The organism is Paenibacillus turpanensis, from assembly GCF_011421635.1.
Lineage (GTDB): Bacteria > Bacillota > Bacilli > Paenibacillales > YIM-B00363 > Paenibacillus_AK > Paenibacillus_AK turpanensis.
The window spans coordinates 241,379-262,201 of record NZ_WTLI01000003.1 but is presented as its reverse complement, the minus strand read 5'-3'; the positions used below and the strand labels follow the sequence as shown (position 1 = coordinate 262,201).

The 20,823-nt window shown below is 49.9% G+C and carries 27 protein-coding genes; 1 reads left to right on the top strand and 26 read right to left on the bottom strand.

All coding sequences use genetic code 11. The annotated features are described in order from the left end of the window. Window positions 1-65: 65 nt before the first annotated feature. The 13 genes from GQS10_RS04590 to GQS10_RS04530 form a co-directional block, all read right to left on the bottom strand. Entirely contained in the window at window positions 66-710 is a 645-nt protein-coding gene (locus GQS10_RS04590; protein WP_166239450.1) for a tetratricopeptide repeat protein, read from the bottom strand. Between the two features lie 115 nt (window positions 711-825). Continuing rightward, window positions 826-1,209 carry an aspartate 1-decarboxylase gene (gene panD, locus GQS10_RS04585; RefSeq protein ID WP_166239448.1) on the bottom strand — a complete coding sequence of 128 codons (384 nt, stop codon included), beginning with the start codon at window positions 1,207-1,209 and terminating at the stop codon, window positions 826-828. Next, window positions 1,202-2,098 (bottom strand): pantoate--beta-alanine ligase, encoded by an 897-nt coding sequence (panC, locus tag GQS10_RS04580; RefSeq protein ID WP_166239446.1) that lies wholly within the window; start codon window positions 2,096-2,098, stop codon window positions 1,202-1,204. The genes panD and panC overlap by 8 nt, the downstream gene beginning before the upstream one ends. After that, window positions 2,099-2,962, bottom strand: coding sequence for a 3-methyl-2-oxobutanoate hydroxymethyltransferase (panB, locus tag GQS10_RS04575; protein ID WP_166239444.1), 864 nt, complete (start codon window positions 2,960-2,962; stop codon window positions 2,099-2,101). A 390-nt stretch (window positions 2,963-3,352) separates the two neighbouring features. Then, the gene (locus tag GQS10_RS04570) at window positions 3,353-3,595 is read right to left on the bottom strand and encodes an AbrB/MazE/SpoVT family DNA-binding domain-containing protein (RefSeq protein WP_166239442.1); all 243 of its coding nucleotides are present in this window, start codon (window positions 3,593-3,595) and stop codon (window positions 3,353-3,355) included. Window positions 3,596-3,729: 134 nt separating this feature from the next. Continuing rightward, complete coding sequence (locus GQS10_RS04565) at window positions 3,730-4,719, bottom strand: biotin--[acetyl-CoA-carboxylase] ligase (RefSeq protein WP_166239440.1); 990 nt, start codon at window positions 4,717-4,719, stop codon at window positions 3,730-3,732. Continuing rightward, entirely contained in the window at window positions 4,716-6,002 is a 1,287-nt protein-coding gene (locus tag GQS10_RS04560) for a CCA tRNA nucleotidyltransferase (protein WP_166239438.1), read from the bottom strand. Before GQS10_RS04560 ends, GQS10_RS04565 begins: the two co-directional genes overlap by 4 nt. Further along, window positions 5,993-7,153 carry an N-acetyl-alpha-D-glucosaminyl L-malate synthase BshA gene (bshA, locus tag GQS10_RS04555; protein ID WP_166239436.1) on the bottom strand — a complete coding sequence of 387 codons (1,161 nt, stop codon included), beginning with the start codon at window positions 7,151-7,153 and terminating at the stop codon, window positions 5,993-5,995. The genes GQS10_RS04560 and bshA overlap by 10 nt, the downstream gene beginning before the upstream one ends. A 49-nt stretch (window positions 7,154-7,202) precedes the next feature. After that, window positions 7,203-7,892 (bottom strand): bacillithiol biosynthesis deacetylase BshB1, encoded by a 690-nt coding sequence (gene bshB1, locus GQS10_RS04550; protein WP_166239434.1) that lies wholly within the window; start codon window positions 7,890-7,892, stop codon window positions 7,203-7,205. Then, entirely contained in the window at window positions 7,889-8,311 is a 423-nt protein-coding gene (gene mgsA / locus GQS10_RS04545; RefSeq protein ID WP_166239432.1) for a methylglyoxal synthase, read from the bottom strand. The genes bshB1 and mgsA overlap by 4 nt, the downstream gene beginning before the upstream one ends. 12 nt (window positions 8,312-8,323) lie before the next feature. Beyond that, window positions 8,324-9,127, bottom strand: coding sequence for a 4-hydroxy-tetrahydrodipicolinate reductase (dapB, locus tag GQS10_RS04540; protein WP_166239430.1), 804 nt, complete (start codon window positions 9,125-9,127; stop codon window positions 8,324-8,326). Between the two features lie 5 nt (window positions 9,128-9,132). Next, the gene (locus GQS10_RS23610) at window positions 9,133-9,663 is read right to left on the bottom strand and encodes a tetratricopeptide repeat protein (RefSeq protein ID WP_166239428.1); all 531 of its coding nucleotides are present in this window, start codon (window positions 9,661-9,663) and stop codon (window positions 9,133-9,135) included. Between the two features lie 47 nt (window positions 9,664-9,710). Then, entirely contained in the window at window positions 9,711-10,067 is a 357-nt protein-coding gene (locus GQS10_RS04530) for a nucleotide pyrophosphohydrolase (RefSeq protein ID WP_166239426.1), read from the bottom strand. Between the two features lie 155 nt (window positions 10,068-10,222). Here GQS10_RS04530 and GQS10_RS04525 point away from each other — a divergent pair, with 155 nt between their 5' ends. Then, window positions 10,223-11,047: a YitT family protein gene (locus tag GQS10_RS04525; RefSeq protein WP_243734949.1), complete on the top strand. Its 825-nt coding sequence runs from the start codon at window positions 10,223-10,225 to the stop codon at window positions 11,045-11,047. 18 nt (window positions 11,048-11,065) lie between these two features. On the opposite strand, the gene GQS10_RS04520 is transcribed toward GQS10_RS04525, so the two are convergent. The 13 genes from GQS10_RS04520 to GQS10_RS04460 all read right to left on the bottom strand — a co-directional run bounded on the left by GQS10_RS04520 (window position 11,066) and on the right by GQS10_RS04460 (window position 20,697). Continuing rightward, window positions 11,066-11,953, bottom strand: coding sequence for a sporulation protein YpjB (locus tag GQS10_RS04520; protein ID WP_166239422.1), 888 nt, complete (start codon window positions 11,951-11,953; stop codon window positions 11,066-11,068). 57 nt (window positions 11,954-12,010) lie between these two features. Then, window positions 12,011-12,604 (bottom strand): DUF1405 domain-containing protein, encoded by a 594-nt coding sequence (locus tag GQS10_RS04515; RefSeq protein ID WP_243734948.1) that lies wholly within the window; start codon window positions 12,602-12,604, stop codon window positions 12,011-12,013. A 123-nt stretch (window positions 12,605-12,727) separates the two neighbouring features. Further along, entirely contained in the window at window positions 12,728-13,636 is a 909-nt protein-coding gene (locus tag GQS10_RS04510; protein WP_166239420.1) for a c-type cytochrome, read from the bottom strand. Window positions 13,637-13,660: 24 nt separating this feature from the next. Continuing rightward, window positions 13,661-14,332, bottom strand: a complete 672-nt coding sequence (gene qcrB, locus GQS10_RS04505) for a menaquinol-cytochrome c reductase cytochrome b subunit (RefSeq protein ID WP_166239418.1) — start codon at window positions 14,330-14,332, stop codon at window positions 13,661-13,663. A 17-nt stretch (window positions 14,333-14,349) separates the two neighbouring features. Beyond that, the gene (locus GQS10_RS04500) at window positions 14,350-14,889 is read right to left on the bottom strand and encodes a Rieske (2Fe-2S) protein (protein ID WP_243734947.1); all 540 of its coding nucleotides are present in this window, start codon (window positions 14,887-14,889) and stop codon (window positions 14,350-14,352) included. 166 nt (window positions 14,890-15,055) lie between these two features. Beyond that, window positions 15,056-15,454 carry a DUF2487 family protein gene (locus tag GQS10_RS04495; RefSeq protein ID WP_166239416.1) on the bottom strand — a complete coding sequence of 133 codons (399 nt, stop codon included), beginning with the start codon at window positions 15,452-15,454 and terminating at the stop codon, window positions 15,056-15,058. Window positions 15,455-15,668: 214 nt separating this feature from the next. Next, window positions 15,669-15,857: an IDEAL domain-containing protein gene (locus GQS10_RS04490; protein ID WP_166239414.1), complete on the bottom strand. Its 189-nt coding sequence runs from the start codon at window positions 15,855-15,857 to the stop codon at window positions 15,669-15,671. Between the two features lie 62 nt (window positions 15,858-15,919). After that, a complete protein-coding gene (locus GQS10_RS04485; RefSeq protein WP_166239412.1) occupies window positions 15,920-16,441 on the bottom strand; it encodes a gamma carbonic anhydrase family protein in 522 nt (173 codons plus the stop codon). Between the two features lie 84 nt (window positions 16,442-16,525). Further along, entirely contained in the window at window positions 16,526-17,656 is a 1,131-nt protein-coding gene (locus tag GQS10_RS04480; protein ID WP_166239410.1) for a hypothetical protein, read from the bottom strand. A gap of 122 nt (window positions 17,657-17,778) precedes the next feature. Then, complete coding sequence (locus GQS10_RS04475) at window positions 17,779-18,372, bottom strand: histidine phosphatase family protein (protein ID WP_166239408.1); 594 nt, start codon at window positions 18,370-18,372, stop codon at window positions 17,779-17,781. Between the two features lies 1 nt (window position 18,373). Continuing rightward, on the bottom strand, window positions 18,374-18,997 hold the full coding sequence (locus GQS10_RS04470; protein WP_166239406.1) for a zf-HC2 domain-containing protein: 624 nt from the start codon (window positions 18,995-18,997) through the stop codon (window positions 18,374-18,376). 6 nt (window positions 18,998-19,003) lie between these two features. After that, on the bottom strand, window positions 19,004-19,603 hold the full coding sequence (locus GQS10_RS04465; RefSeq protein WP_166239404.1) for an RNA polymerase sigma factor: 600 nt from the start codon (window positions 19,601-19,603) through the stop codon (window positions 19,004-19,006). A 470-nt stretch (window positions 19,604-20,073) separates the two neighbouring features. Further along, window positions 20,074-20,697 carry a hypothetical protein gene (locus tag GQS10_RS04460; RefSeq protein ID WP_166239402.1) on the bottom strand — a complete coding sequence of 208 codons (624 nt, stop codon included), beginning with the start codon at window positions 20,695-20,697 and terminating at the stop codon, window positions 20,074-20,076. Window positions 20,698-20,823: the final 126 nt, after the last annotated feature.

Sequence of the window (20,823 nt, the reverse complement as noted above, 5' to 3'; positions counted from 1 at the left end):
TCCTTCCTCAGGGTTGTGTCCACTCCCTAGCATACCAAAAGAGCGGGACAAAAGGGAACCCTCCCTTAAGGAATTAACCCGATGCCTAGCTCCCCCTCCGGAATTCCAGCTGCCATTTGCGTGCACAGCTCTAAATTTCGGATCGGGTCTTGAAACGTCGGGTCGAGGGAACGCGCATTTTCAAAATATTCGGTAGCCTGCTCTAAATTCCGCTGTACAAAATGAATACAGCCCATGGCGTTAAAGGCTACAGCCTTAAGACGCTTGTCTTCAGACATCGGTATAATAAATTGAAGATGACGTGAGGCTTCGGCGTATTCGCTAAGCTTCATATACCCCAGTGCTAAATATAATCGAGCGGGCAAAAACTCGGGCTGTCCAGCAACTACCTGTTCAAACTCCTTAACCGCTTGTTCAAACATAAGCAGCTTAAAATAGCCTTGACCTTTTTGATAATGATCGGCTCCATCCTGACCTTCAACCGAAACTTCCTTCAAACCGGCGGCAGACTGTGCGTGATGGGTTCCTTGATGCAATTGCCCCATTTTCTCTTCGAATAATAACCACTGTTCAATAAAGGTGTCGCTCATCGATTTCAACACGTCAAGCTGATCCTCGAGCTCCTGCTTCTTCTCTCCGTCGGCTTTCGGGTATTCCTCGATGATTTGATCCAGTGCGTCATGCATAGTGGCAAAAAGCTGTTTGATCACCCCGCACCACCTCCTCAGCTAAATTGGCTTCGGACGCATCCGCTGCAGACAATGTCGCCGGTTTATGCTCATTTTTTGTTTCGGGAGGTTTTTTCATACGAGGGTTTCGCAGCTTTTATATGACTGTACCGTGAATTTCTTCCTTTACTGTGTCGATGACACGATTGTTGGAATCCATAATCGCAACCTTCGGCTGGAAGCTCAGCGCCTCTTCATTTGTCATCATGCCGTACGCAATAATGATGACAATGTCACCGATATGCACGAGACGCGCCGCGGCGCCGTTCAAACAAATGACTCCCGATCCGCGAGGTCCGGCAATAACATAAGTTTCCAAACGCGCTCCATTGTTGTTATTGACGATCTGCACTTTTTCATTGGCAATAATATCAACCGCATCCAGGATATCCTCGTCGATCGTAATACTGCCAACATAGTTCAGGTTCGCTTCCGTTACCGTAGCGCGGTGAATTTTGGATTTCATCATTGTTCTAAACAAGCCGAACCCCTCCTTGAAAAATGCGGTTGTCAATCAATCTTGTGCTGCCGAACCGAACGGCCAAAGCGGCAATCCATTGAGCCGCCGGCAAGCTTTCTTGGGAAGCGGACACAGCCGCAATAGGGCCCTGTATCTGCTGCAGTGCAGGGAAAGAGAGAACCTCCGCGTAATCGATCCGGGCCAGCGGCATCGCTTCAATGCTGCTGCGCATCTTCCCCTCTAGCAGCTCGGCCGTCATGCCAGGCTCCCGGGCCCAAAGCTCCAGCTGATCCAGCGTCCGGCTCAGCACAACCGCCTGTGCGCGCTCCTCTTCATTTAAGTACACATTGCGTGAGCTCATGGCCAATCCATCCTGCTCGCGGAGCGTTGGACAAGGCACAACCTCAACAGGTAGATTTAAATCATTTACCATTTGAGAGATGACCGCCACCTGCTGCGCATCCTTCATGCCGAAGAACGCCTTATCCGGCTGCACCATCTGAAAGAGCTTCATCACAACCGTCGCCACGCCGTCAAAATGTCCCGGCCTTGAAGCCCCGCACAGACGCTCAGTCACATCGGACACGATGACCTTCGTACGGATGGGAGATGGATACATTTCTTCCACCGTTGGTAAAAATACTGCGTCCACCCCCGCGCTGCGGGCAAGGTCCAAATCCCGCTCCTCATTGCGCGGATACCGTTCAAAGTCTTCATTCGGCCCAAACTGCAGCGGATTGACGAAAATGCTCATGATCACGCAGCCGGTTTCTTGCTTTGCACGGTTCACCAAGCTTAAATGGCCGTCGTGTAAATAGCCCATTGTCGGCACAAAGCCAACGGTCCGGCCCCCGCTTTGCTGCTCCGCTCGGTATTTGCGCAGCTCCGCGATTTCACGTATGATCTTCATCTACTCGTCACCCTTCTTGGAGCCATATAAGTATTGAACGACTTCGTCATCGAGCGCAAAGGTATGCGATTCATCCGGGAATGCGCGGCTCTTGACCTCGCTGACATACTGGGATATCGCCGTGCGGATCTGCGAGCCGACATCGACGTATGTTTTCACAAATTTCTTCGGATGCGGCTCGGCCGTATATTGTACGACGTCATGAAACACGAGTACTTGACCATCGCAGCCTCTTCCGGCACCAATCCCGATCGTAGGGATCGACAACTCTTTCGTAATGAGAGCGGCTAGCTCCTCCGTTACCATCTCCAAAACAATCGCGAACGCACCGGCAGCTTCGAGCGCCTTCGCATCCTTCAGCATCCGATCGGCCTGCTCGGTGCTTTTCCCTTGAATTTTGTACCCGCCGATCTGGTGAACAGCCTGCGGGGTAAAGCCGATATGTCCAAGCACCGGCACTCCTGCCGCGACAACCGCCTTTACGGTGTCGGCGATTTCCTCGCCGCCTTCCAGCTTAACCGCCTTGCACCCGCCCTCGCGCATTAAGCGGCCGACCTGTGCAAGCGTGCTGTCCAAGCTTCCGTGATACGTTAGAAATGGCATATCCGCAACGACGAACGTGTTGCGAACGCCGCGGGCCACCGCACGGGAATGATATATCATATCGTCAATCGTAACGGGCAGTGTGGAATCATATCCGAGCACAACATTACCGAGTGAGTCACCGACTAGGATCACATCCGCTCCCGCCTGTTCCGCTAGCTGTGCGGTAGGATAATCATACGCAGTGATCATTGCGATTGGCGTTCCTTTTTGTTTCATGCTTCTAAGCTTGGCCGTAGTGACCGGTTTTCTGGATTCCATGGCATTCCCTGCTTTCCGGAAAATTAAAAAAACCCTCTGGTCTGAACCAAAAGGGTGTTCCGCGCATAAGGAATCGACATGCATGATCCTTCTGTCTCGGTCCTTACGGCTCAGAGCAGAATCCGACATTACACTATTATAGTATGAAGATGTTTGAGTTCCTTCATCCCCGGCACTTCGCAATCCTAATCGAAAGGCCGGTCCATTGCATGTATAGTGCAGTTCACTTTCGTGATACCGCCTTGAACGTAGTATAGCAGAATCTGTATTATTTTCAATACAGTTTGCCTGCAAAACAAAAAACTTTATGCTATGCTTGCACAGTTTTATTCATAGGTGTCGGAAAAGACAAAAAAAATACGCCACAATGGACGTATTCTCAAAGCTGGTCTATGCCGTATGCATTTCGCCGACACATGCGGAGCAGATCATTTTGCCTTTAAAATAAGTAATGTCCTCCGCATTTCCACAGAACAGGCAGGCTGGCATGTATTTCTTCAAAATAATGCGATGCTCGTCTACGAAAATTTCCAATCCGTCACGAATATCTATACCCAGAGTCCGGCGAAGTTCAATGGGAATAACGATCCGACCCAACTCATCAACATTACGCACGATACCGGTTGCTTTCATTGAGCTCACCTCCGTATGAATAATAAACATAAAAGATTACAAATTTATTATTCCATAAAATCTTTACATTTCCTAGTATATAAGGAAGTCGTTTCGCACGATTAAAAAGTGCTGGATTTTTTCTCAATTTAGTGTTATCGCGTTCGCATATCCCCGGTATAAACGGTAACCGGCTTCGTGCTTCCCGCTCCGTTTGGCACAGCCACAATGAGCCCGCCCAGCTCATCCAAACCGATCGCCGTACCCTCAACGAAGCCGCCGTGTGTGCTGATGCTCACCTGCTTTTGCAGCGTCACGCTATGCGCTTCCCACAAAGCCTGGACGGCTCCGAAGCCGGATACAAGATAGTGCTCGTAAAGCTGCTCCCATTCTGCAAAAAACCGGGCAATGAACTCCTCCCGATCTACTGCGCGGCCGGAAGCGATTTTTAAAGAGACTGCCTTGTCCAGAAGCTCCTCAGGGTAATCCTCGACATCCAAATTCGCGCTAATCCCAACGCCGACGATGACATGGCTGAGCCGTTCATCCTCCGCAGAGGATTCCAGCAGAATACCGCTAACCTTCTTCCCGTCTATCAGCAGATCGTTCGGCCACTTAATACCGGCTGACAGCTCAGGGAATATTTGGCGGATCGTGCGGTACAACGCAACAGCGACAACGATTGTTAGCTGCGGCACATAATGCACCGGAATCGGCGGCGTCAGCACAAAGCTCATCCAAATCCCCTTTCCTTTGGGGGAGTGCCAATGGCGGCCCATCCGGCCCTTGCCTTTCGTTTGCTCCTCGGCGATCACAAGCGTCCCTTCCGGTGCACCCATGGCGACCCACTGGTGCGCGGCAATTTGCGTGGAATCAAGAGAATCATGGACATACAGGCGCCGTCCGAAAACTTTAGTGGTCAACAGCGAAGTGAGCTTCACCGGATCGATCCGATTCGGCTCCTCAATCAGCTTATAGCCTAGTCGTGAGATCGCCTCGAACTTATACCCGTCTTCCTTCATTTTGCGGATATGCTTCCATACCGCTGTCCGAGAGCACTGCAAATGCTTGCTGATCGTTTCTCCCGATAAAAATCGGCCCGAATGCTCCCGGAACAGCTGTGTTAAGGTCTCGATAGTATTCATCCCTGCGTTCCCCTCTCTACGAGCTGCTCTACCGCATCCCGTGCCCTTTCCAGCAGCGTGTCGCGTTCATTCGGCACACGCCCGGCCGCCGTATCGGCCAGCAGCCGGTCAAGCAGCAAGCCGATAAAAGGACCTGCTTGTTTATTAGGCAATAGCTCTTGCAAATCATTTCCTTTAATGTCGAGATCCTTTAAGCCCCAAACAGGGATTTCGGCGATCCAGCTTTGGCCCTGTATTCGCAGCTGCTCCCAAACCTTTCCGGTCAGACAGGCTTCATAAGTAAAAGCCAGCTTAAGGATCGCCTCCGTCGTTTCAAGACCGAACCGAAGCGATGTCTCCTTAAAGCGTTCGCTCAGCTGTGCGGCTGTCAACTGTTGATCTTCCCAGCTGTCCACAGTATCGATTAGATCTACCCGCTCGACAATTGACTTCGTTACAGCTTTTGAAAACGTTAGGCGCAGAAGGAGCGAACGGAGCTGTTCCGTCCGTACCCCGGAATGTACAAACAACCAGGCCCAGCGCAAAAGAGGATCATCCATTCGATCAATGGAGTAGGCGGACTCTTCCGCGAACAGTTTTTCCGCTCGTGAGAGCGGGATAGCTACCGGCTTCTTCGCAAAATGAAGCAGATTGCTTTCATACAGCAGCCGCAGCGCCTGCGAAGGCTTTGCTCCGCCGATCATTCGTTCAAGCTCTGCGCGTACACGCTCCAATGCGATATGCTGCAGCAGACTGGCCTGATCCCGCAGCGCCTTCCACGTGTCGGTGTGAACCCGCAGGCCGTATTCTGCGCTGAACCGGATGCAGCGGAGCATGCGCAGCGCATCCTCGCGGAAGCGCTCGCCCGGATCTCCGACGCAGCGCAGCAGCTTGTCCCGCAGGTCGGCCTGCCCGCCGAACGGATCAACAAGCTCAAAATCGCTTGTCATTGCCATTGCATTGATCGTAAAATCACGCCGCTTCAAATCTTCCGTCACATCCTGCACAAAGGAAACGGAAGACGGACGGCGATAATCGGTGTATTCCGCCTCGGAGCGATACGTGGTTACCTCAAAGGGATGGCCGTCCTGTATAACCGTTACAGTGCCATGCTGCAGTCCAGTAGGCACAAACTTCGGAAAAACAGACATCACCTCAGCCGGAGTGGCTGAGGTGGCGATGTCGATATCTTTTATATTTCGGCCTAACAGCCGATCACGGACAAAGCCCCCGACAAAGTACGCTTGGAACCCTTTCAAGCTTAATTGACGCAGCACTTCACGTGCCGCTTCTATCATCTGCATACGAGCTCTTCCCTTTGCGGTTCACGGTTCAACACCCTGTAATAGATATCCTCATAACGATAACGAATTAAATCATTGCAAAATACGGTTCTAGCCCGCGTTAAACAAGCGTTGCTCACCTTTTCGTAGAGAGCGTCATCGGAAAGCAGCCGGATGGCATATTCCGCCATGGAAGCAGTGTCCCCGATCGGCGCAAGATAACCGGTCTCGCCATGCGTAATCAGCTCCGGAATTCCGCCGGCCTCCGAGGCGACAGTCGGCACGCCGCATGCCATCGATTCCAAGGCGACGAGACCAAAGCTTTCTTTTTCCGAAGGAAGGAGAAGAACATCGGCTAACGAAATGACATCCGCAACCTCTTCCTGTTTGCCTAAGAAGACTACGCGATCCTGCAGACCAAGCTCCTGCACTTTCTGGTTGACTCTCGGCAAATCCGGTCCTTCGCCGACAAAAACCAGCTTGCTCTTCACCTGCTCGTTGACTCTATGGAATATATCGACGACGTCCATGACTCTTTTCACCGGTCTGAAGTTCGAAATATGCATTAATATTTTTTCACCCTGCTCTGCGAAATCACAGCGGTATTCCGAGCAGTCGCGAGGATAATAGACGCGCTTATCTACAAAATTATAGGTAAGGTCGATCGGCTTTCGAATGTCCAGCAGTTCGACCGTTTCGCGGATTAAATCCTGAGACACGGCCGTAACCGCATCGCTTTGGTTAATGCCGAGGCGAATGATCTCTTTAAGCGTCTCATCCTGCGCCAGCACGGTGATGTCGGTTCCATGCAGCGTCGTAACCACCTTCAAATGGTCGCCGACCATCTGCTTCGCCAAGTAAGCACAAATCGCATGCGGTACAGCATAATGGACATGTAAAATGTCCAAGTTTTGCATTTTCGCCACCTGCGCCATTTTGCTTGCAAGCGATAAATCGTAGGGCGGATAACGGAATACATAGTAATCGTTGACTTCCACTTCATGATAAAAAATATTTTTATGATAAGATCCCAGCCGGAACGGCAGGCTGTGCGAAATAAAATGGACTTGATGCCCCTGCTCGGCTAAAAGCTTCCCCAACTCCGTAGCTACAACGCCAGATCCCCCCAGCGTCGGGTAACACGTAATCCCGATTTTAAGCTTGTTCGGCATGTTCTGCCCTCCCCGGAACCATTTTTACTATCGTATTGTAAGGAATCCATTAAAATACGTCGATTTTGAGCGGCAGCTTGCTAACAAATCCTTCTGCGTAGCGCACACCGATTTTTTGCCCCATGAGATGATCCCTTGCTTCAACCCTGGATACATAAGCTTGATTCAAAGGCGTATCGACATAGGAGCTGTCCAATTTCTCAAATTGCGACCGATAGGCGGACAATGCGGCGGTTTTCAATTCATATACCTCGGAAACATCTACCGCAGAATTCGGCTCGTAAGTATCGTTAATAAAATAATAATAACACCATGATACCGTAACCGGTTCATGCTCCGGCATGTAATTACGCAGCTTAGCATTAAACACCGCTTGATCCACAATGGACGAGCAGGCGACATGATCCGGATGCCGATCCTGCCAATACGGCGCAAATACAATCGATGGGCGCAGCCTGCGAATTTCCCGCGTCACCGCATCAATAATATCCTTCGTCATATACAAGCCGCGGTCAGGCAGCTTCAAATTGCTTCGTTCGGCAAGCTGCAGCACCTGCGAGGCTTCAGCCGCCTCCTGCTGACGCAGCTCGACCGTCCCGTTGGACGATAATTCAGCCTGCGTCAAGTCGCAAATCGCAATCCGCCGCCCGGCCTTGGCCGCTTTGGCAATCGTCCCGCCCATTCCGATTTCCGCATCGTCCGGATGCGCTCCGAATACGAGAATATCGACCGGAGTCATGCTTCGGCAGCTCCCGGCTTATATTTATGTACAAGCTCACGCCATGCAAAATCGCCGCGATCGAGTGCACGGACAAGAAGTTCGGCTGTCGCTACGTTCGTCGCTACCGGAATGCCATGCACATCGCAGAGGCGAAGCAGCGCAATAATATCCGGCTCATGCGGCTGTGCCATCAGCGGGTCGCGCAAGAAGATGATGAGATCCATCTCATCTTGTGCCACTAATGCGCCGATTTGCTGGTCACCGCCCAGCGGACCGGACAAGAATCGATGCACCTGCAGACTTGTCTGCTCCATAATGCGGGCTCCGGTCGTGCCGGTTGCATACAGCTTGTGCTTTTCAAAAACATGCTCATATGCGACAGCAAAATTAACAATCTCGTCTTTCTTTCGATCGTGGGCAATTAATGTGATATTCATGGTGATCATCCCCTAGTCCAGAAAATGTTCAAAGCCGTAAACCATGCCGGTAACACCCATTACTTTCTTCACAGCCATCGCGACACCCGGCATGTAGCCTGCACGCTCGTATGAATCGTGGCGAATTTTAAGCGATTGGCCAAACGCCCCGAAAATAACCTCCTGCTGGGCAAAAATGCCTGGCAAGCGTACGCTGTGGATCCGGAAGCCGTCGTAATAGCCGCCGCGGGCCCCTTCAATCGTTTCGTGCTCATTCGGGTTGCCCTGCTTCATTTCTCGGCGAACCTCAGAAATGAGCTCGGCCGTCTTCACCGAGGTACCCGAAGGCGCATCCAGCTTTTGGTCACCATGGTATTCAATAATTTCAAGATGAGGGAAATATTTAGCAGCTTGGGCGGCAAACTTCATCATTAGGATCGCACCGATCGAAAAGTTCGGTGCAATCAATCCGCCGATGCCCGCATCGCGGCACATCAAATCCAAGTCTTCAATATCCTTAGGGGTAAAGCCCGTCGTCCCCATAATCGGTCGTACGCCGTGTGAGATCGCCAGCTTGGCATGCTGCAGAACGACCTTTGGTGTCGTAAAATCGACAAGAACATCGCATGGACTCTCATTCAGCGCATCTTCTAACGACGCTTGTACGATAACTCCGCAAGCCTCTCGTCCCGCCATTTGACCGGCATCTTGGCCGGCTTTGGATGGACTTACCGCTGCAGCAAGCGACAGCTCGGAGTCAGAAAGCACCATGCGTACGACTTCTATTCCCATACGGCCGCTGGCGCCTGCCACAGCCACTCGAATCGGTTGGTTCATGTGTATTAGTCCCTTCTCTTTGTAGAATGAATCCATTGCTTAAATTGCGATTCGCATTCGCTCAGCAGCGACTTCGCTTCCGCATGCTGAGGATCAAACTTTAAAAGCTCTTTCAATGTAGACACCGCTTCTGCGTAATTTCCTAACTGACGATGCGCCAGCGCTTGCAGCAAGTACGCTTCCGTGAGCAACGGATCAAGCGCAATAGCCTGCTGAAGCGTTGCAACGGCCATATACAAATTTTCCGCAGAGCCGCCGTAATACCTTTCGACATCATGCACCATTTGTTTGGCCTGCAAGGTCTGTAAATGATATCGATACTGCTCGGAGGACGGCATTAAGCGCCCGGCCTGCTCGGCATGCTCGATGGCTTTGGATAACTTGTTGCTCCGCGCATACGTCACGGAAATTTTATAATGATAACTGGCGTTGTCCGGATCGAGCGCAATCGCTTCTTCGAAGTGCCGGATCGCCTCTTCAAAATCGTTTTGCAAAATGGATTCGTAAGCCTTTTGAATTTGATGATCCCCATTCACGCTGTCCCCCCCGCCTTTCTAAAAAAAGGTGATGGTACAGCATATGTTCAGGATTCCGGATCGGTGTTAATTTTCGTCCATCGGTTGGCATCTCTTGTCGAAAATTTATGCATAACCTTCTCGTAAGCTTCCGTCAAATCGATCCCCAAAGAATTGGCAAAGCATATGGTGACATACAATATATCGCCAAGCTCCATTTCGATTGAGTTTTCCGCTTCATCCGCTTTCTTCTTTTTAGGACCGAATTGGTGGTTAACTTCCCGTGCCAGCTCCCCGACTTCCTCGCTCATTCTGGCCATAAGCGCCATCGGCTCGAAATATCCTTCTTTAAACTGCGATATGTATGCATCGACTTCATGTTGAATCTCGTGAAGTGATTTTCTTTTTACTTGTTCGGTACTCATGCAATCCCCTCTTTCTATGATAACATGTTAGCGTAAAGGAACTATGAAAACAAATGCTTTTTTCGTGGAATACTACGAAAAGTACAAACCGCGAAGGAGGAACCTTTCTGAACCTGCTCACAAGAAATCCGATTTTATCCCGTTTGCTTCCGATCATGCTCGGTACTGCCATTTACGCATTCGGAATTCATTATTTTATTTTGCCTAACGCCTTAACGGAAGGCGGAGTCACAGGGATAACCATCCTGCTGAATTACGCCTTTTCGATCCCTCTTTCCATCTCCACACTTGTTCTCAACGTCCCGTTATTTATATGGGGTTGGAGAGTGCTTGGGGGGAAAAACATGATCTATACGATTGTGGGTACGGTTTCCCTAGCGTTCTTCCTTTGGATTATGGAGCTTCTTACGGCAAGTGGATGGATGGTTCCGTTTCAATCTGAGCAGGATTTATTTCTCGCTACGCTCTATGCAGGCGTAACGATCGGGATTGGAATCGGAGTTGTGCTTCGCTTCGGGGGCACTACGGGCGGTGTCGACATTATTGCGAGAATATTACATAAAAAGAAAGGCTGGAGCTTCGGACAAATCATATTAATGTTTGATATCCTAGTGCTCGCCGCATCACTGCTCTACATCTCGCAAGAACGTGTGCTGTATACGCTGGTTGCCGCTTTTATCGCCTCCAAGCTGATTGATATCGTCCAGGACGGGGTTTATGCTGCCAGGGCTTTTACTGTTATTTCCGAGCATGCTGAAAAGCTCTCGCATGAAATCATGCAAGAGCTGGACCGTGGTGTCACACTGTTTCCGGCGAAGGGCGCCTTTTCCGGGAATGAAAAGAACGTTGTGTATTGCGTCGTACAGAGACAAGAAACACGCCGTCTGCAAGGCTTGATCCGGCGTGTTGATCCCAAAGCGTTTATTATTATTTCTGAGGTTCATGACGTACTTGGCGAGGGCTTCCGGCCGGATACTTAAGATATCGCAAGATTTCTGCTACATCCACGGGTTCTGCCGGCCTCGCCCCGTTTTGACCTGAACAAAATCCCGCTCCACCTGATAACGGCGATAGCCGACATAAGTAAGCACCGAAACGATAATCGATCCAATGATAGAAATCAGCATGAACGGGCTCGCAGGCGGATTTACCGGTGCAAAAGCATCCTTGTCGGAAGTCCCTTTGCCAAACAGTCGGTCAATTTCAGATGATAATTGGCCGACAATTGGCTTTAGCTGCTCCGGTTTGGAGTTCTCTTGCGTGCTGAACGTATGTAGAGCTTTAAAGAGCGAATCCATCGTCTCCGCTTCCGTCGGGCTTTTACTAATCAGAACAGAAGGACGTATGATCCTATAGTGATTGTCGGCGTTCACAATCAGCTCCCGAAGCTGCACAGCTTCCGGCGTCTCCAACGCTTTCTCCAATCCCCTCACATCGTCCTTCATTACTTTGTAGTATTGATGCCACATTGGTTGACTTTTATGAGTCAAAGCATCAACCGCTAATCGAACCTGTGCGGCCCGTACAAAGCCTTCATCGACATTAAAATCCGCCGAATTAAACGTCCGTTTCGCATCGGACACTACGGTTGTTAACGCCTGCATTCCTTCCACGGAAGTCACCCCTTCGAAGCGGAGCTTGCGAATACCCGATTCCAGCAGCTGCAGCTGCTCTCTAGCCTCTTGTGCATTCCCGTCAGAGGCTGTCCGGTAAAAGGACTGCGCCGTTCGGTCCAGCCAATTTACAGCGGCAGCCTGCTCCTGATCGATTTGATCAGCAGGATTTTGCCGAGGATCCGGCGGTTCCTTTACCGTGGTACAGCCGGATAACAGGATAGAAAGCGATACGATCACAACCAATGTCGAACATGCCAATGACCGTTTCATAGCGGAAAACATTCGGACATCCCCCCTAGAAAGCATCTTATGGAGGGATGTCCGTTTTTAGAAGCTGTTTTTTGATTTTGTCCAATAAAGAACGACTGCACAGGCCACTCCGAGTATCCCTAGGGAAACCGTGAACAGCGAGACCACACCTAGGTCGTCATGCAGGACAGAAGAAAGCCAAGGAAACACACCGAAGGTGTAATCGATCCAGTCATTCGTGATTGTCCACACCGCTGCCACTGCTACCGTCGGCAGGGTAAAGGAGTAGAATCTTCCATACAAAAGCACCTCGACAGCCATCGCTAAATGGGATGCAATCAGCATGTAATGCTCCCATACTAAAGGCTCACCCTGTGCTGCAGAAGCGACAATCATCGCAACCGCCCAAATCCCATATTTCACTGAGGTAACGATCGCCAGCGCCTCAATCAACCCTCTGATTACCCGTCCTGCGGGTCCATGCTGCAGTGGAGTTTTGCGGTGCTGCTCGATCAGCAAATAAACGAGTGATAGCGTAAAGAAAAGGCTCGCTGTCGGACTATCCGGCACAAACCAGACAAGCCATTTCGCATAATGCTGCCACGTATCGATGAGCTGGAGCCGGTACCATTCATATCCGTACCAGGTACCTAAAGCATTACTCACAAACATGGCCCACAGAAAAGCAGGATGCAGTAGAAAAGAACGGCTAAACAAATATGATATCATCGTCTTCACAACATTCACCTTGTAAAAAAGGAGAACCTTCAAGGTTCTCCTTTGGATTGTAATATTTTATTTCTCGGCTTTTTGTGCTGCCAGCCAGGTTGCCAAAGCATCCATGTCGGCATCAGTCAAGCCTTTCTTGAGGCTTTCTTCCCACTGCTTTCCAGGCATCTTGCCAATGCCATCCTTCATCAGTGTAACAAGTTCGTCCTTTGAGAACTTATCGCCAACACCGCGAAGCGCAGGGATTCCAGCATTTGCCATACCCTTAAGATCTGGCGAGTGACATTGTACGCAAGTGGATTTTTTGTAAATCTCCATTGCCGGATTACTTTCATCCACGATGGCTACCGCTTGTTCTTTCGCCGCTCCAGCCGGCTTCGGCGATTCAAATTCCTCACCGTTCTTGCGGGCTTCTTCCATCTTTTGTTCACGCTCAATATGTTCCGGAACGATTCCGTTAATTTTCAGCTCTTCCTGGTAGTGAGCCCAGGAAACGCGTGTTAAGTAAATGACCGCTACAAGCGTCAAGAACATAAGAGAGGAAGCAATTGGACGGCGATAGAAACGGCGTTCTTTGCCTGTATCCAAGAATGGAGCCAGTGTCAAAGCACCGAACATCAATCCTGGAATACCTAGCGTTCCGAGTACAACGAATGCATCGGATGTATACGGGTACTTCAACAGCTGGTACATAAATAAGAAATACCAGTCCGGCATCGGAATAAACGCTGTATTCGTCGGGTTCGCCGGATAACCAAGCGGAGCCGGTTCAGAGATAACGAGCGCAAGAATGCCGACTAACACAACGCAGCCGACCATCCATTCCTTCAGCAAGAAATTCGGGATAAAGGCTTCCGATTTGCCCGGGAAGGAGGTATAGTCCGCCGGAAGAAGCACTTTCGTATTTTTACGTACACGTGAGTCGCCTACGTAAACAATTTTTTCGTTAGGATCATGTCCATGACCGTGTGCCACGAAGCCGCCCTCCTTAAATTAGAATCATAGCGGTCCCGAAATGCCCTGTTTGCGGATCATAAAGAAGTGAGCCGCCAGGAGACCGAGCAGTACGGCAGGTAGGAAAAACACGTGCAGCGCGAAGAAACGAGTAAGCGTCTGTGTGCCGACGATAGAACCCCCCTGCAGGAACGTCTTGACGTATTCACCAATGAAAGGTGCGGAAGCGGCAATTTCGATACCAACCTTCGTTGCGAAATATGCTTTGTTGTCCCATGGCAGAAGGTATCCTGTAAAGCCAAGACCCATCATGACCATAAAGATCAGCATGCCGACAACCCAGTTCATTTCACGAGGCGCTTTATAAGAACCGGTGAAAAATACGCGAAGCGTATGCAAGAACATCATTACGATAACTAGGCTTGCGCCCCAGTGGTGCATGCCGCGCACGATAACGCCAAACGCTACTTTATGCTGCAGGTAGTCAACGCTGGCATAAGCATTTACGATATCCGGCGCGTAATACATCGTCAAAAACATGCCGGACAGCACTTGAATGACCGTGATAAAAAACGTCAAACCGCCGAAGCAGTATACAAACGCCGAGAAGTGATGCGCAGGGTTGACGTGCTCCGGAACCTCATGGTCGGCAACGTCCCGCCACATCGGCGTAATGTCCAGACGTTCGTCGATCCAGTTGTATACACTCTTTAACATCTGTTTTTACGCCCCCCTTATAATCTTGTATTTTTAGTCAGCCCGCCGAGATACACAAAACCGTTCTCAATCTTGACTGTGTATTCGTCAAGCGGCGCCGGCGCAACGTTAAGGTTTTTACCGTCCTTGGAATAGTGCGCGCCGTGGCAAGGGCAAAAATACTGCTGGGAGGCCGCAGGATCGGTGTTCCAGTTGATTGTGCATCCAAGATGCTTACAAACTGGAGACAGTGCGAAGACTTTACCGTCATCTCCTCTTGCGATCCATGCCGATACTTCCGGATCGCTCTCGTACCATCCATCAACCTGATGGATTTGGAACGTGAACGATTTTGGTTCATTCGTGATCTTGTTTTCTTCGATTACTTTTACAAAGTCAGTTTCCGCTTTCGGCTGCAAAATTGGATCGACTGCGAAACGCAGCATCGGAATCGTAACGCCGGCAGCCATAAAGGCACTCGCCCCGCCGAGCGTATAAGAGAGGAATTGACGTCTGGACATTTCCTTCTTAAGCGGCTTACGTTCTTCCGATCCATGTTCGCGGTGATTGTCGCTCATTCTGTTACCCCCTTTTCTTGCTGATATGCTTACGTTCTCAAGGAGAACACGTTTTCGACATACTAGGACATTACTTATAATAGCTTACGCCTCATATAGCGTCAAGAAAGAAGCAGGAGCTCAAACTCGCCTCTCCGCAGGGATGCCGAAAAATGTTACGATTTTGTCACAACTGTGAACGCCACAGCGCTTCAACGGTCTCCCGTGTCGGATCCCCCGGAATCAGAATCAAATCAACCCCATCAAGCTCATAATTCTTGAAGCTTTCATCCAAGCACGCCACAATCACATAACGGAATTGTTCTTCCTTTAATCGCAGGGCCGTACGTGAAAGTGCTTCGATGTCGGCCTGTACCGAATCGGCATAATGAAACGCCGGATATGTAACGACTCTGCCTTTATACGGGATTTCCAGCGTATCAAGAAGGTCTCTCAGCCGCTCTAATGCGGCCGTTGTTTCGTATGGAGCTTCATTCCCCCGCAGCGCTGTTACAGGCAGCACGCAAGTATCCAGATAAGGCTGAAGCTCGTCCCATTGCTCTTGTGAAATGTCGCTAAATTTCATTCTTTGTACTCCTCAACAAAATCATACCAACAATCTGTGCTCAATTTTACAATTGCCCGCTTTGAAACGCAACCGCACTGGCTTGAAAGGGAGCACGAAATAAAAAAACCGGAGCCGTAGATCAAAGATTTCCTCTGACAGGCTCCGGTTTTAGAACTCTTCATTTTGGGAACAGGCCGAACCTTACTTTATGCATTTCGATCGCCTCGAAGCATTATGCAGTGGACATTAAGCTCTTCAATTCTGAAGTTAATGTTAGAAACGCCGCTTTGTCCTTATTGGAGAGTGCCGCGTCGATTTCCCGGTACAGCTGCCGCTGCTTGTATTGGCGAATCGCTTCGTCCAGCACCATTTCCGCCATTAGACTGTTCACAGCCTCATTAACTATGATTTTGCGTTCCATGGGATCTACCTCCAAATCTTCGAGAGAAGCACTCTCTCCCGTTGATCAGCGATTTAGAAAGTTCATTGACCCATCCGGAATTCCGACTGAAACTGCCTGCCCTTTTCTACGTAATTGGCTGTCGTCCGCTTCATCCGCTGCAAATCTTCTTCCGTTAATTCCCGGACCACTTTGGCCGGACTACCTAGACTAAGGGTATAGGGAGGGATCGTTTTATTTTCCGGGATGAGCGAACCTGCTCCTATTAAAGCATATTCGCCGATTGCCGCTCCGTTAAGGACAATCGCCCCCATCCCAATTAATGTACCTCTGCCTATCGTGCAGCCGTGAATAATGGCGCTATGGCCAACGGATACATCATCCTCAACGATAAGCGGCTGATCCGTGTTCACATGTCCAACCGCCAAGTCCTGAATGTTCACGCGGCTGCCGATTACAATCGGCGCCAAATCTCCCCGCAGTACAGCGTTAAACCAGATGGATGAAAGCTCGCCGACCGTTACATCGCCCGCGATCCGCGATCCCGGCGCGTTGTATACGCTCGGATGAATCTTAGGGTACGTGCCTTGAAACGGATATTCCATATTTCAACCGCTCCTCTATTCGTTGCGCCAATTCCTTTAATCGACTTGACGCTCACGGAAATTGGAGTGATTTTACAAAAGCTTCTATCCGTTGTCAACTGGTATTTCAATTCGTTCTTCGTCAGCTACATACACGCCGCGTACAATGCTGCTTCCCAGCTTCGTCATCTTAATCACCGTGCCGGACGACTCATCCTCACCGATGCGCAGTAATCCAAGATGCATCATCATTTGCAAAATCCGGAGTTGAAATACCGATTCTTGGGTATCGTAATAGAACGGCTTCACTAGCGGAAGCAGCACCTCCATGATGGAAGAAAGCGCAATCCACGACGATGTGGACAGCCGATTTACCCAATGGACAATCGATGCGATATTGGGAACCGGCCCCTTGTAAAGGCGCAGCCAAAACTTGTAAATGTCCAGAACATCCTCTTTGCGCCCGCTCTGTATGCGTTCGGCTCCAAGTTCAGTGAGCGTGAGCTTCAGGCCGTTCTCCTGAATCAAGTGGTTGTAGTAGCAGTAGTCGTAGATAAAAGAAAACCGGTTCGGATAATCCTTAAATTTTCGTCCATAACCAAATCGTACGCCGACTCTGCCGACCAATTCCTCCCGCACAGCAAACCTGTCCATGATGTGCTGCTGCGAGCGCTTGTACATCGTTCCTTCCGCGGTAACATCGACTTCCTGCTGATATAAATAGTGTAAAAATTGATAGATGTCTTCAGCAAGAAGTCCCTGTTCATCCCGGTAAGCCCCCGGTTCCCCGTCCAGCAAATGAATTTTTTGCTCAAAATGGCGGGCCAGCGTTCCTTCGAATCGCTGCTTTAAATCTTCCGGCAGCTGAAACAAATACTTGGTGTGATGGGAATGCCCGTTAAACAGCCAACCATAATGGCGAAACTTCGTAATAACCTCTCTTGGATTCCATTTCTCGTCTTTTTCCTTGTCGAACCGGCTTTGCGATGCGCGTGCGGTTAATTCTTCCAAGCTGAACGACTGCCGCGGATCAAATAACAGCGAATTTAAGAAGCGTATGTCCTCGATCGTGAGGTTCAATAGATTTTGCTCAAACACTTCCTTACGGCTCATCCTGCTCAAAATGTTTTGAATCAGTTCGTTTTTCGAATGAGAACTGCACTCGCACTCGTAATGATCCGCAATTCGGCTTAACTGGTGAATATCCGCAAAACTCAGCATATCGGCCAGGTTCATGGTAAAGCCCCCCTTGCCACAAAAATGGTAACGTCTTTTTTGTAAGCTAGTAACCATTATGGGAGAGTTAGAGGAAATTTATTCCTATGTACAGCAAAAAGAGCCTTCCAAATTGGAAAGCTCTAGTCTAAATGCGAGATACAATTGTATAAAAGGATTACATCACCCTTCGGCCCGCGCTTGATCACGCTTAACGATGTGTTGTCAGGCCCTCTCAATTCCGGGTCGCCCATCAGGATGGAAAACATCATCCGGATCGTTCCGCCGTGTGATACGAATAGGATCGATTTTCCCGGATGATTCCGGCTCCAGTCGTTTACGCATGCCCAGCCTCGTTCGCCAAGCGATTCATTGGATTCTACCCCGTATGCCGGGTCCTCCGGAAATCCGGTGATGCCCCAGCGTTCCAACCGCTCCTCCGCTGTGGTTCCTTCCAACGGACCGTAATGCCGCTCCCTCAACCTCTCATCTTCATATACCACTGAGATGCCAAGCCGCTCCGCAATTTTCGCTGCGGTTTCCTTTGCCCGGGATAAGTCGCTGGAGACGATTAGATCCCAATCACCAGCAGTAAATCTTGCGGCAATCGCTTGCGCCTGCTTCTTACCGTTCTCGTTCAATGGAATATCCCGATGACCCTGAAGCCGTCCGGCTCCGTTCCAATCGGTATGTCCGTGCCTGACAAAGCCGATCCGAGTCATTTCCTGCTTATTCATCCTAGCTTCTCGTTCTGGCAAACCAGTTCAGGATAAGCAGTGCCCCTACTAAACCGAGGAAGGAACAAGCCAGCACGTAATTCGGATGATAAGTAACCGAACCCATTTTTAGAATAAAAGGATCGCTAAGCGAAGCGACAGGCACACCCTTCATTCCCGAGGCGGCCAGTTGGTTTACCTTGGCTTCGCCAAGTGCATTGGCTACCGGCATCAAACCCGACGTATCCGCGCTAAAAATATGAAACTCATCGACAGGCTCTTGGAACGTAAACGAATAAATAAAGCTGAACAAAAACAACGCCAAACTAAATGCAACCACACCCATGATGCGCAGCCGCAGCTTCCGCGGAATGGCGAACACCCGCTCCTGTACCGGAACACGCCATCCCTCATCGGCATAGATCCGATCCATAACTCCCATTGAAACAGAAGCTCCGGTTTGCTCAAGCGGCAGCTCGAAACCGCCCGTTGAGCGGATCAGTTCATTGCTCTCCCGCCATATTTCAAATTCTTCCGCGCAAGAAGCGCAGCGCTTTACGTGTTCGTCGACCGCCTGCCTGCGAAAATCATCGCGCGGCAAATCCCAATAATCGCCGAACAGTTCCGTCACATCGCTGCATTTCATTATCATTCATCCCTTCGTGCTTCTCGAGTACTCGAATTCCTCGAACACCGGCTCGGAGAAATACGGCTCCAGCTGAGATTTCACGCTGGCACGCGCCCGAAACAGTAGAGACTTCACACTGCTTACCGTTTGTCCGAGAATATCCGCAATTTCTTGGTAGTCAAGCTGATCGTATTCTCGCAGAATAAGGGCTGAACGCTGCTTCTCCGGCAAATTGTTAATCGCCGCCCGAACCATCCCAACCTTCTCGCCCCGCAGCGCCGCCTGCTCCGGCAGCGCTCCGATTTCCGTCTGTGGAACTGGAACGCCCTCTTCAAGGGAGACACTCGTCGCCTTCTGTTTGCGAAGCTCACTGAGCACGGTATTTCTGGCGATCGTGTACAGCCAGGTAGAGAAAGAAGCCTCGACTTCCCGGAAGGTTGTTAAGCTTCGATACGCCTTATAAAAGGTTTCCTGGCACAAATCCTCCGCCATCATTTCCATATGTGCGCTTTTGAGCATATGGAAAATAAACGCTAAAATTTTGCGTTCATACCGTTTGACCAGCTCTTTATACATCTGGACATTGCCGTCTTTAATTTCACGGATCAACTGGGAATCGGTCATCTACACGACCCTCCTTGCCGCAGCAGGTGTTCCCAGCCGTTCTAGTAATAAGTACCGAACTGGGATGAAAAAGTTGCGCTCACGGCGGAAAAAATGTTTTCTCCTACGAGAAATCGTCTATAAACATTCTTTATGAATCGTCAAAATCCTTCTTTATTCGACCCACTTCAAAAAATTGGAATTCACCAACATTCATTGTATGGCCATCCAACAAAAAGATGCTAAAAAACCAAAAAAAAAGCCCGCCATTAAAAATGGCAGGCTGCACTGATTTAGTGCAAGTTTCGGATAGGAGTGGAGAGAAACCATACTGTACTTTTATTATATGTATCCGTTTTCAAAATGTCAACAAAAATTTTTAAGCGCTTTCTTAAATGTTTCGAAACGTTCATGGAGGCCGCGTTCAGCTTCTCACCCTGTTGTTGTGTTCTAAGCTGAACGCGGTTTATATGGCTCATCATCCGTATTCTTCAAATCGTCCACTGATCATGGCAAATGGCAGTGAGGTACCAGCTCCCCTCAACTTCCGAAAAGACCAGCCTCAGACTTGCCCAATCCATGCCCTCTAGCTCTTTTTGAAAGCCGGGAAAATGGTATTCGACCGTAATGTGTTGTTCAGGAGGATAGAGCTCGAACAGGTTGTTGGTGGTCGTCCCCTTGCCCATCGTCCGATTGTAGCTAATATGCTCTGCTTCTGAGTAGGGATGATCGTAAACAAACTTGTTGTAATACTCGGCAAACGTCAGCTCAATCGGTTCGCCGCTTCCGGCGTAATGCCCCCAAGCTTTCCTGGTTTGATCCGTAAAAGCCCCAGCCCAATCCTCAGATTGGAACGTAATCTGTTTCTTCGGCTCTACGTAGGCATACGGGGAAAAAAGGACGCCTTCCTTCGGATGCGTCAGCGAGGCCAGCGCTTGCTCATCCTGGTCCCGTAAGGCCGCGATCGCCTTGGACACCGTGTCCTGAATTACCTGTTTGGCATCCTCTTCTCTTTCAAACGAAGCCGGATCATTCACAGTTGAAGCAGGCTGTAAACCGCTACAGCCTCCCAGCGCCAAGCAGATGACCACTAATAACATTAACCAAGGTCTCATGAACACATTCCTCCTTCACTCTCGCTGCCTTCTCCACTAACTAACGCAATGTGGTGTGGTGATGTTGCAGTCTGGATACGAAACAGGCTCGAGTGATTTAAGGGGGAGGAAAATCAAAAAGCCGTA

What these genes read in the sequence shown, in the direction of transcription:
- GQS10_RS04525 (WP_243734949.1), top strand. Translation starts at nt 10,223, where the DNA reads ATGCTCGGTACTGCCATTTACGCATTCGGAATTCATTATTTTATTTTG.
- GQS10_RS04485 (WP_166239412.1), bottom strand. Translation starts at nt 16,441, where the DNA reads ATGGAATATCCGTTTCAAGGCACGTACCCTAAGATTCATCCGAGCGTA.
- GQS10_RS04495 (WP_166239416.1), bottom strand. Translation starts at nt 15,454, where the DNA reads ATGAAATTTAGCGACATTTCACAAGAGCAATGGGACGAGCTTCAGCCT.
- mgsA (WP_166239432.1), bottom strand. Translation starts at nt 8,311, where the DNA reads ATGAATATCACATTAATTGCCCACGATCGAAAGAAAGACGAGATTGTT.
- GQS10_RS04480 (WP_166239410.1), bottom strand. Translation starts at nt 17,656, where the DNA reads ATGAACCTGGCCGATATGCTGAGTTTTGCGGATATTCACCAGTTAAGC.
- GQS10_RS04570 (WP_166239442.1), bottom strand. Translation starts at nt 3,595, where the DNA reads ATGAAAGCAACCGGTATCGTGCGTAATGTTGATGAGTTGGGTCGGATC.
- GQS10_RS04470 (WP_166239406.1), bottom strand. Translation starts at nt 18,997, where the DNA reads ATGAAATGCAGCGATGTGACGGAACTGTTCGGCGATTATTGGGATTTG.
- panB (WP_166239444.1), bottom strand. Translation starts at nt 2,962, where the DNA reads ATGGAATCCAGAAAACCGGTCACTACGGCCAAGCTTAGAAGCATGAAA.
- GQS10_RS04565 (WP_166239440.1), bottom strand. Translation starts at nt 4,719, where the DNA reads ATGAATACTATCGAGACCTTAACACAGCTGTTCCGGGAGCATTCGGGC.
- dapB (WP_166239430.1), bottom strand. Translation starts at nt 9,127, where the DNA reads ATGAACCAACCGATTCGAGTGGCTGTGGCAGGCGCCAGCGGCCGTATG.
- GQS10_RS04490 (WP_166239414.1), bottom strand. Translation starts at nt 15,857, where the DNA reads ATGGAACGCAAAATCATAGTTAATGAGGCTGTGAACAGTCTAATGGCG.
- qcrB (WP_166239418.1), bottom strand. Translation starts at nt 14,332, where the DNA reads ATGTTAAAGAGTGTATACAACTGGATCGACGAACGTCTGGACATTACG.
- GQS10_RS04515 (WP_243734948.1), bottom strand. Translation starts at nt 12,604, where the DNA reads ATGTTTGTGAGTAATGCTTTAGGTACCTGGTACGGATATGAATGGTAC.
- GQS10_RS04530 (WP_166239426.1), bottom strand. Translation starts at nt 10,067, where the DNA reads ATGAGTACCGAACAAGTAAAAAGAAAATCACTTCACGAGATTCAACAT.
- GQS10_RS04460 (WP_166239402.1), bottom strand. Translation starts at nt 20,697, where the DNA reads ATGAGACCTTGGTTAATGTTATTAGTGGTCATCTGCTTGGCGCTGGGA.
- bshA (WP_166239436.1), bottom strand. Translation starts at nt 7,153, where the DNA reads ATGCCGAACAAGCTTAAAATCGGGATTACGTGTTACCCGACGCTGGGG.
- GQS10_RS04465 (WP_166239404.1), bottom strand. Translation starts at nt 19,603, where the DNA reads ATGACCGATTCCCAGTTGATCCGTGAAATTAAAGACGGCAATGTCCAG.
- GQS10_RS04500 (WP_243734947.1), bottom strand. Translation starts at nt 14,889, where the DNA reads ATGAGCGACAATCACCGCGAACATGGATCGGAAGAACGTAAGCCGCTT.
- GQS10_RS04475 (WP_166239408.1), bottom strand. Translation starts at nt 18,372, where the DNA reads ATGAATAAGCAGGAAATGACTCGGATCGGCTTTGTCAGGCACGGACAT.
- panC (WP_166239446.1), bottom strand. Translation starts at nt 2,098, where the DNA reads ATGAAGATCATACGTGAAATCGCGGAGCTGCGCAAATACCGAGCGGAG.
- GQS10_RS04560 (WP_166239438.1), bottom strand. Translation starts at nt 6,002, where the DNA reads ATGCAGATGATAGAAGCGGCACGTGAAGTGCTGCGTCAATTAAGCTTG.
- GQS10_RS04520 (WP_166239422.1), bottom strand. Translation starts at nt 11,953, where the DNA reads ATGAAACGGTCATTGGCATGTTCGACATTGGTTGTGATCGTATCGCTT.
- bshB1 (WP_166239434.1), bottom strand. Translation starts at nt 7,892, where the DNA reads ATGACTCCGGTCGATATTCTCGTATTCGGAGCGCATCCGGACGATGCG.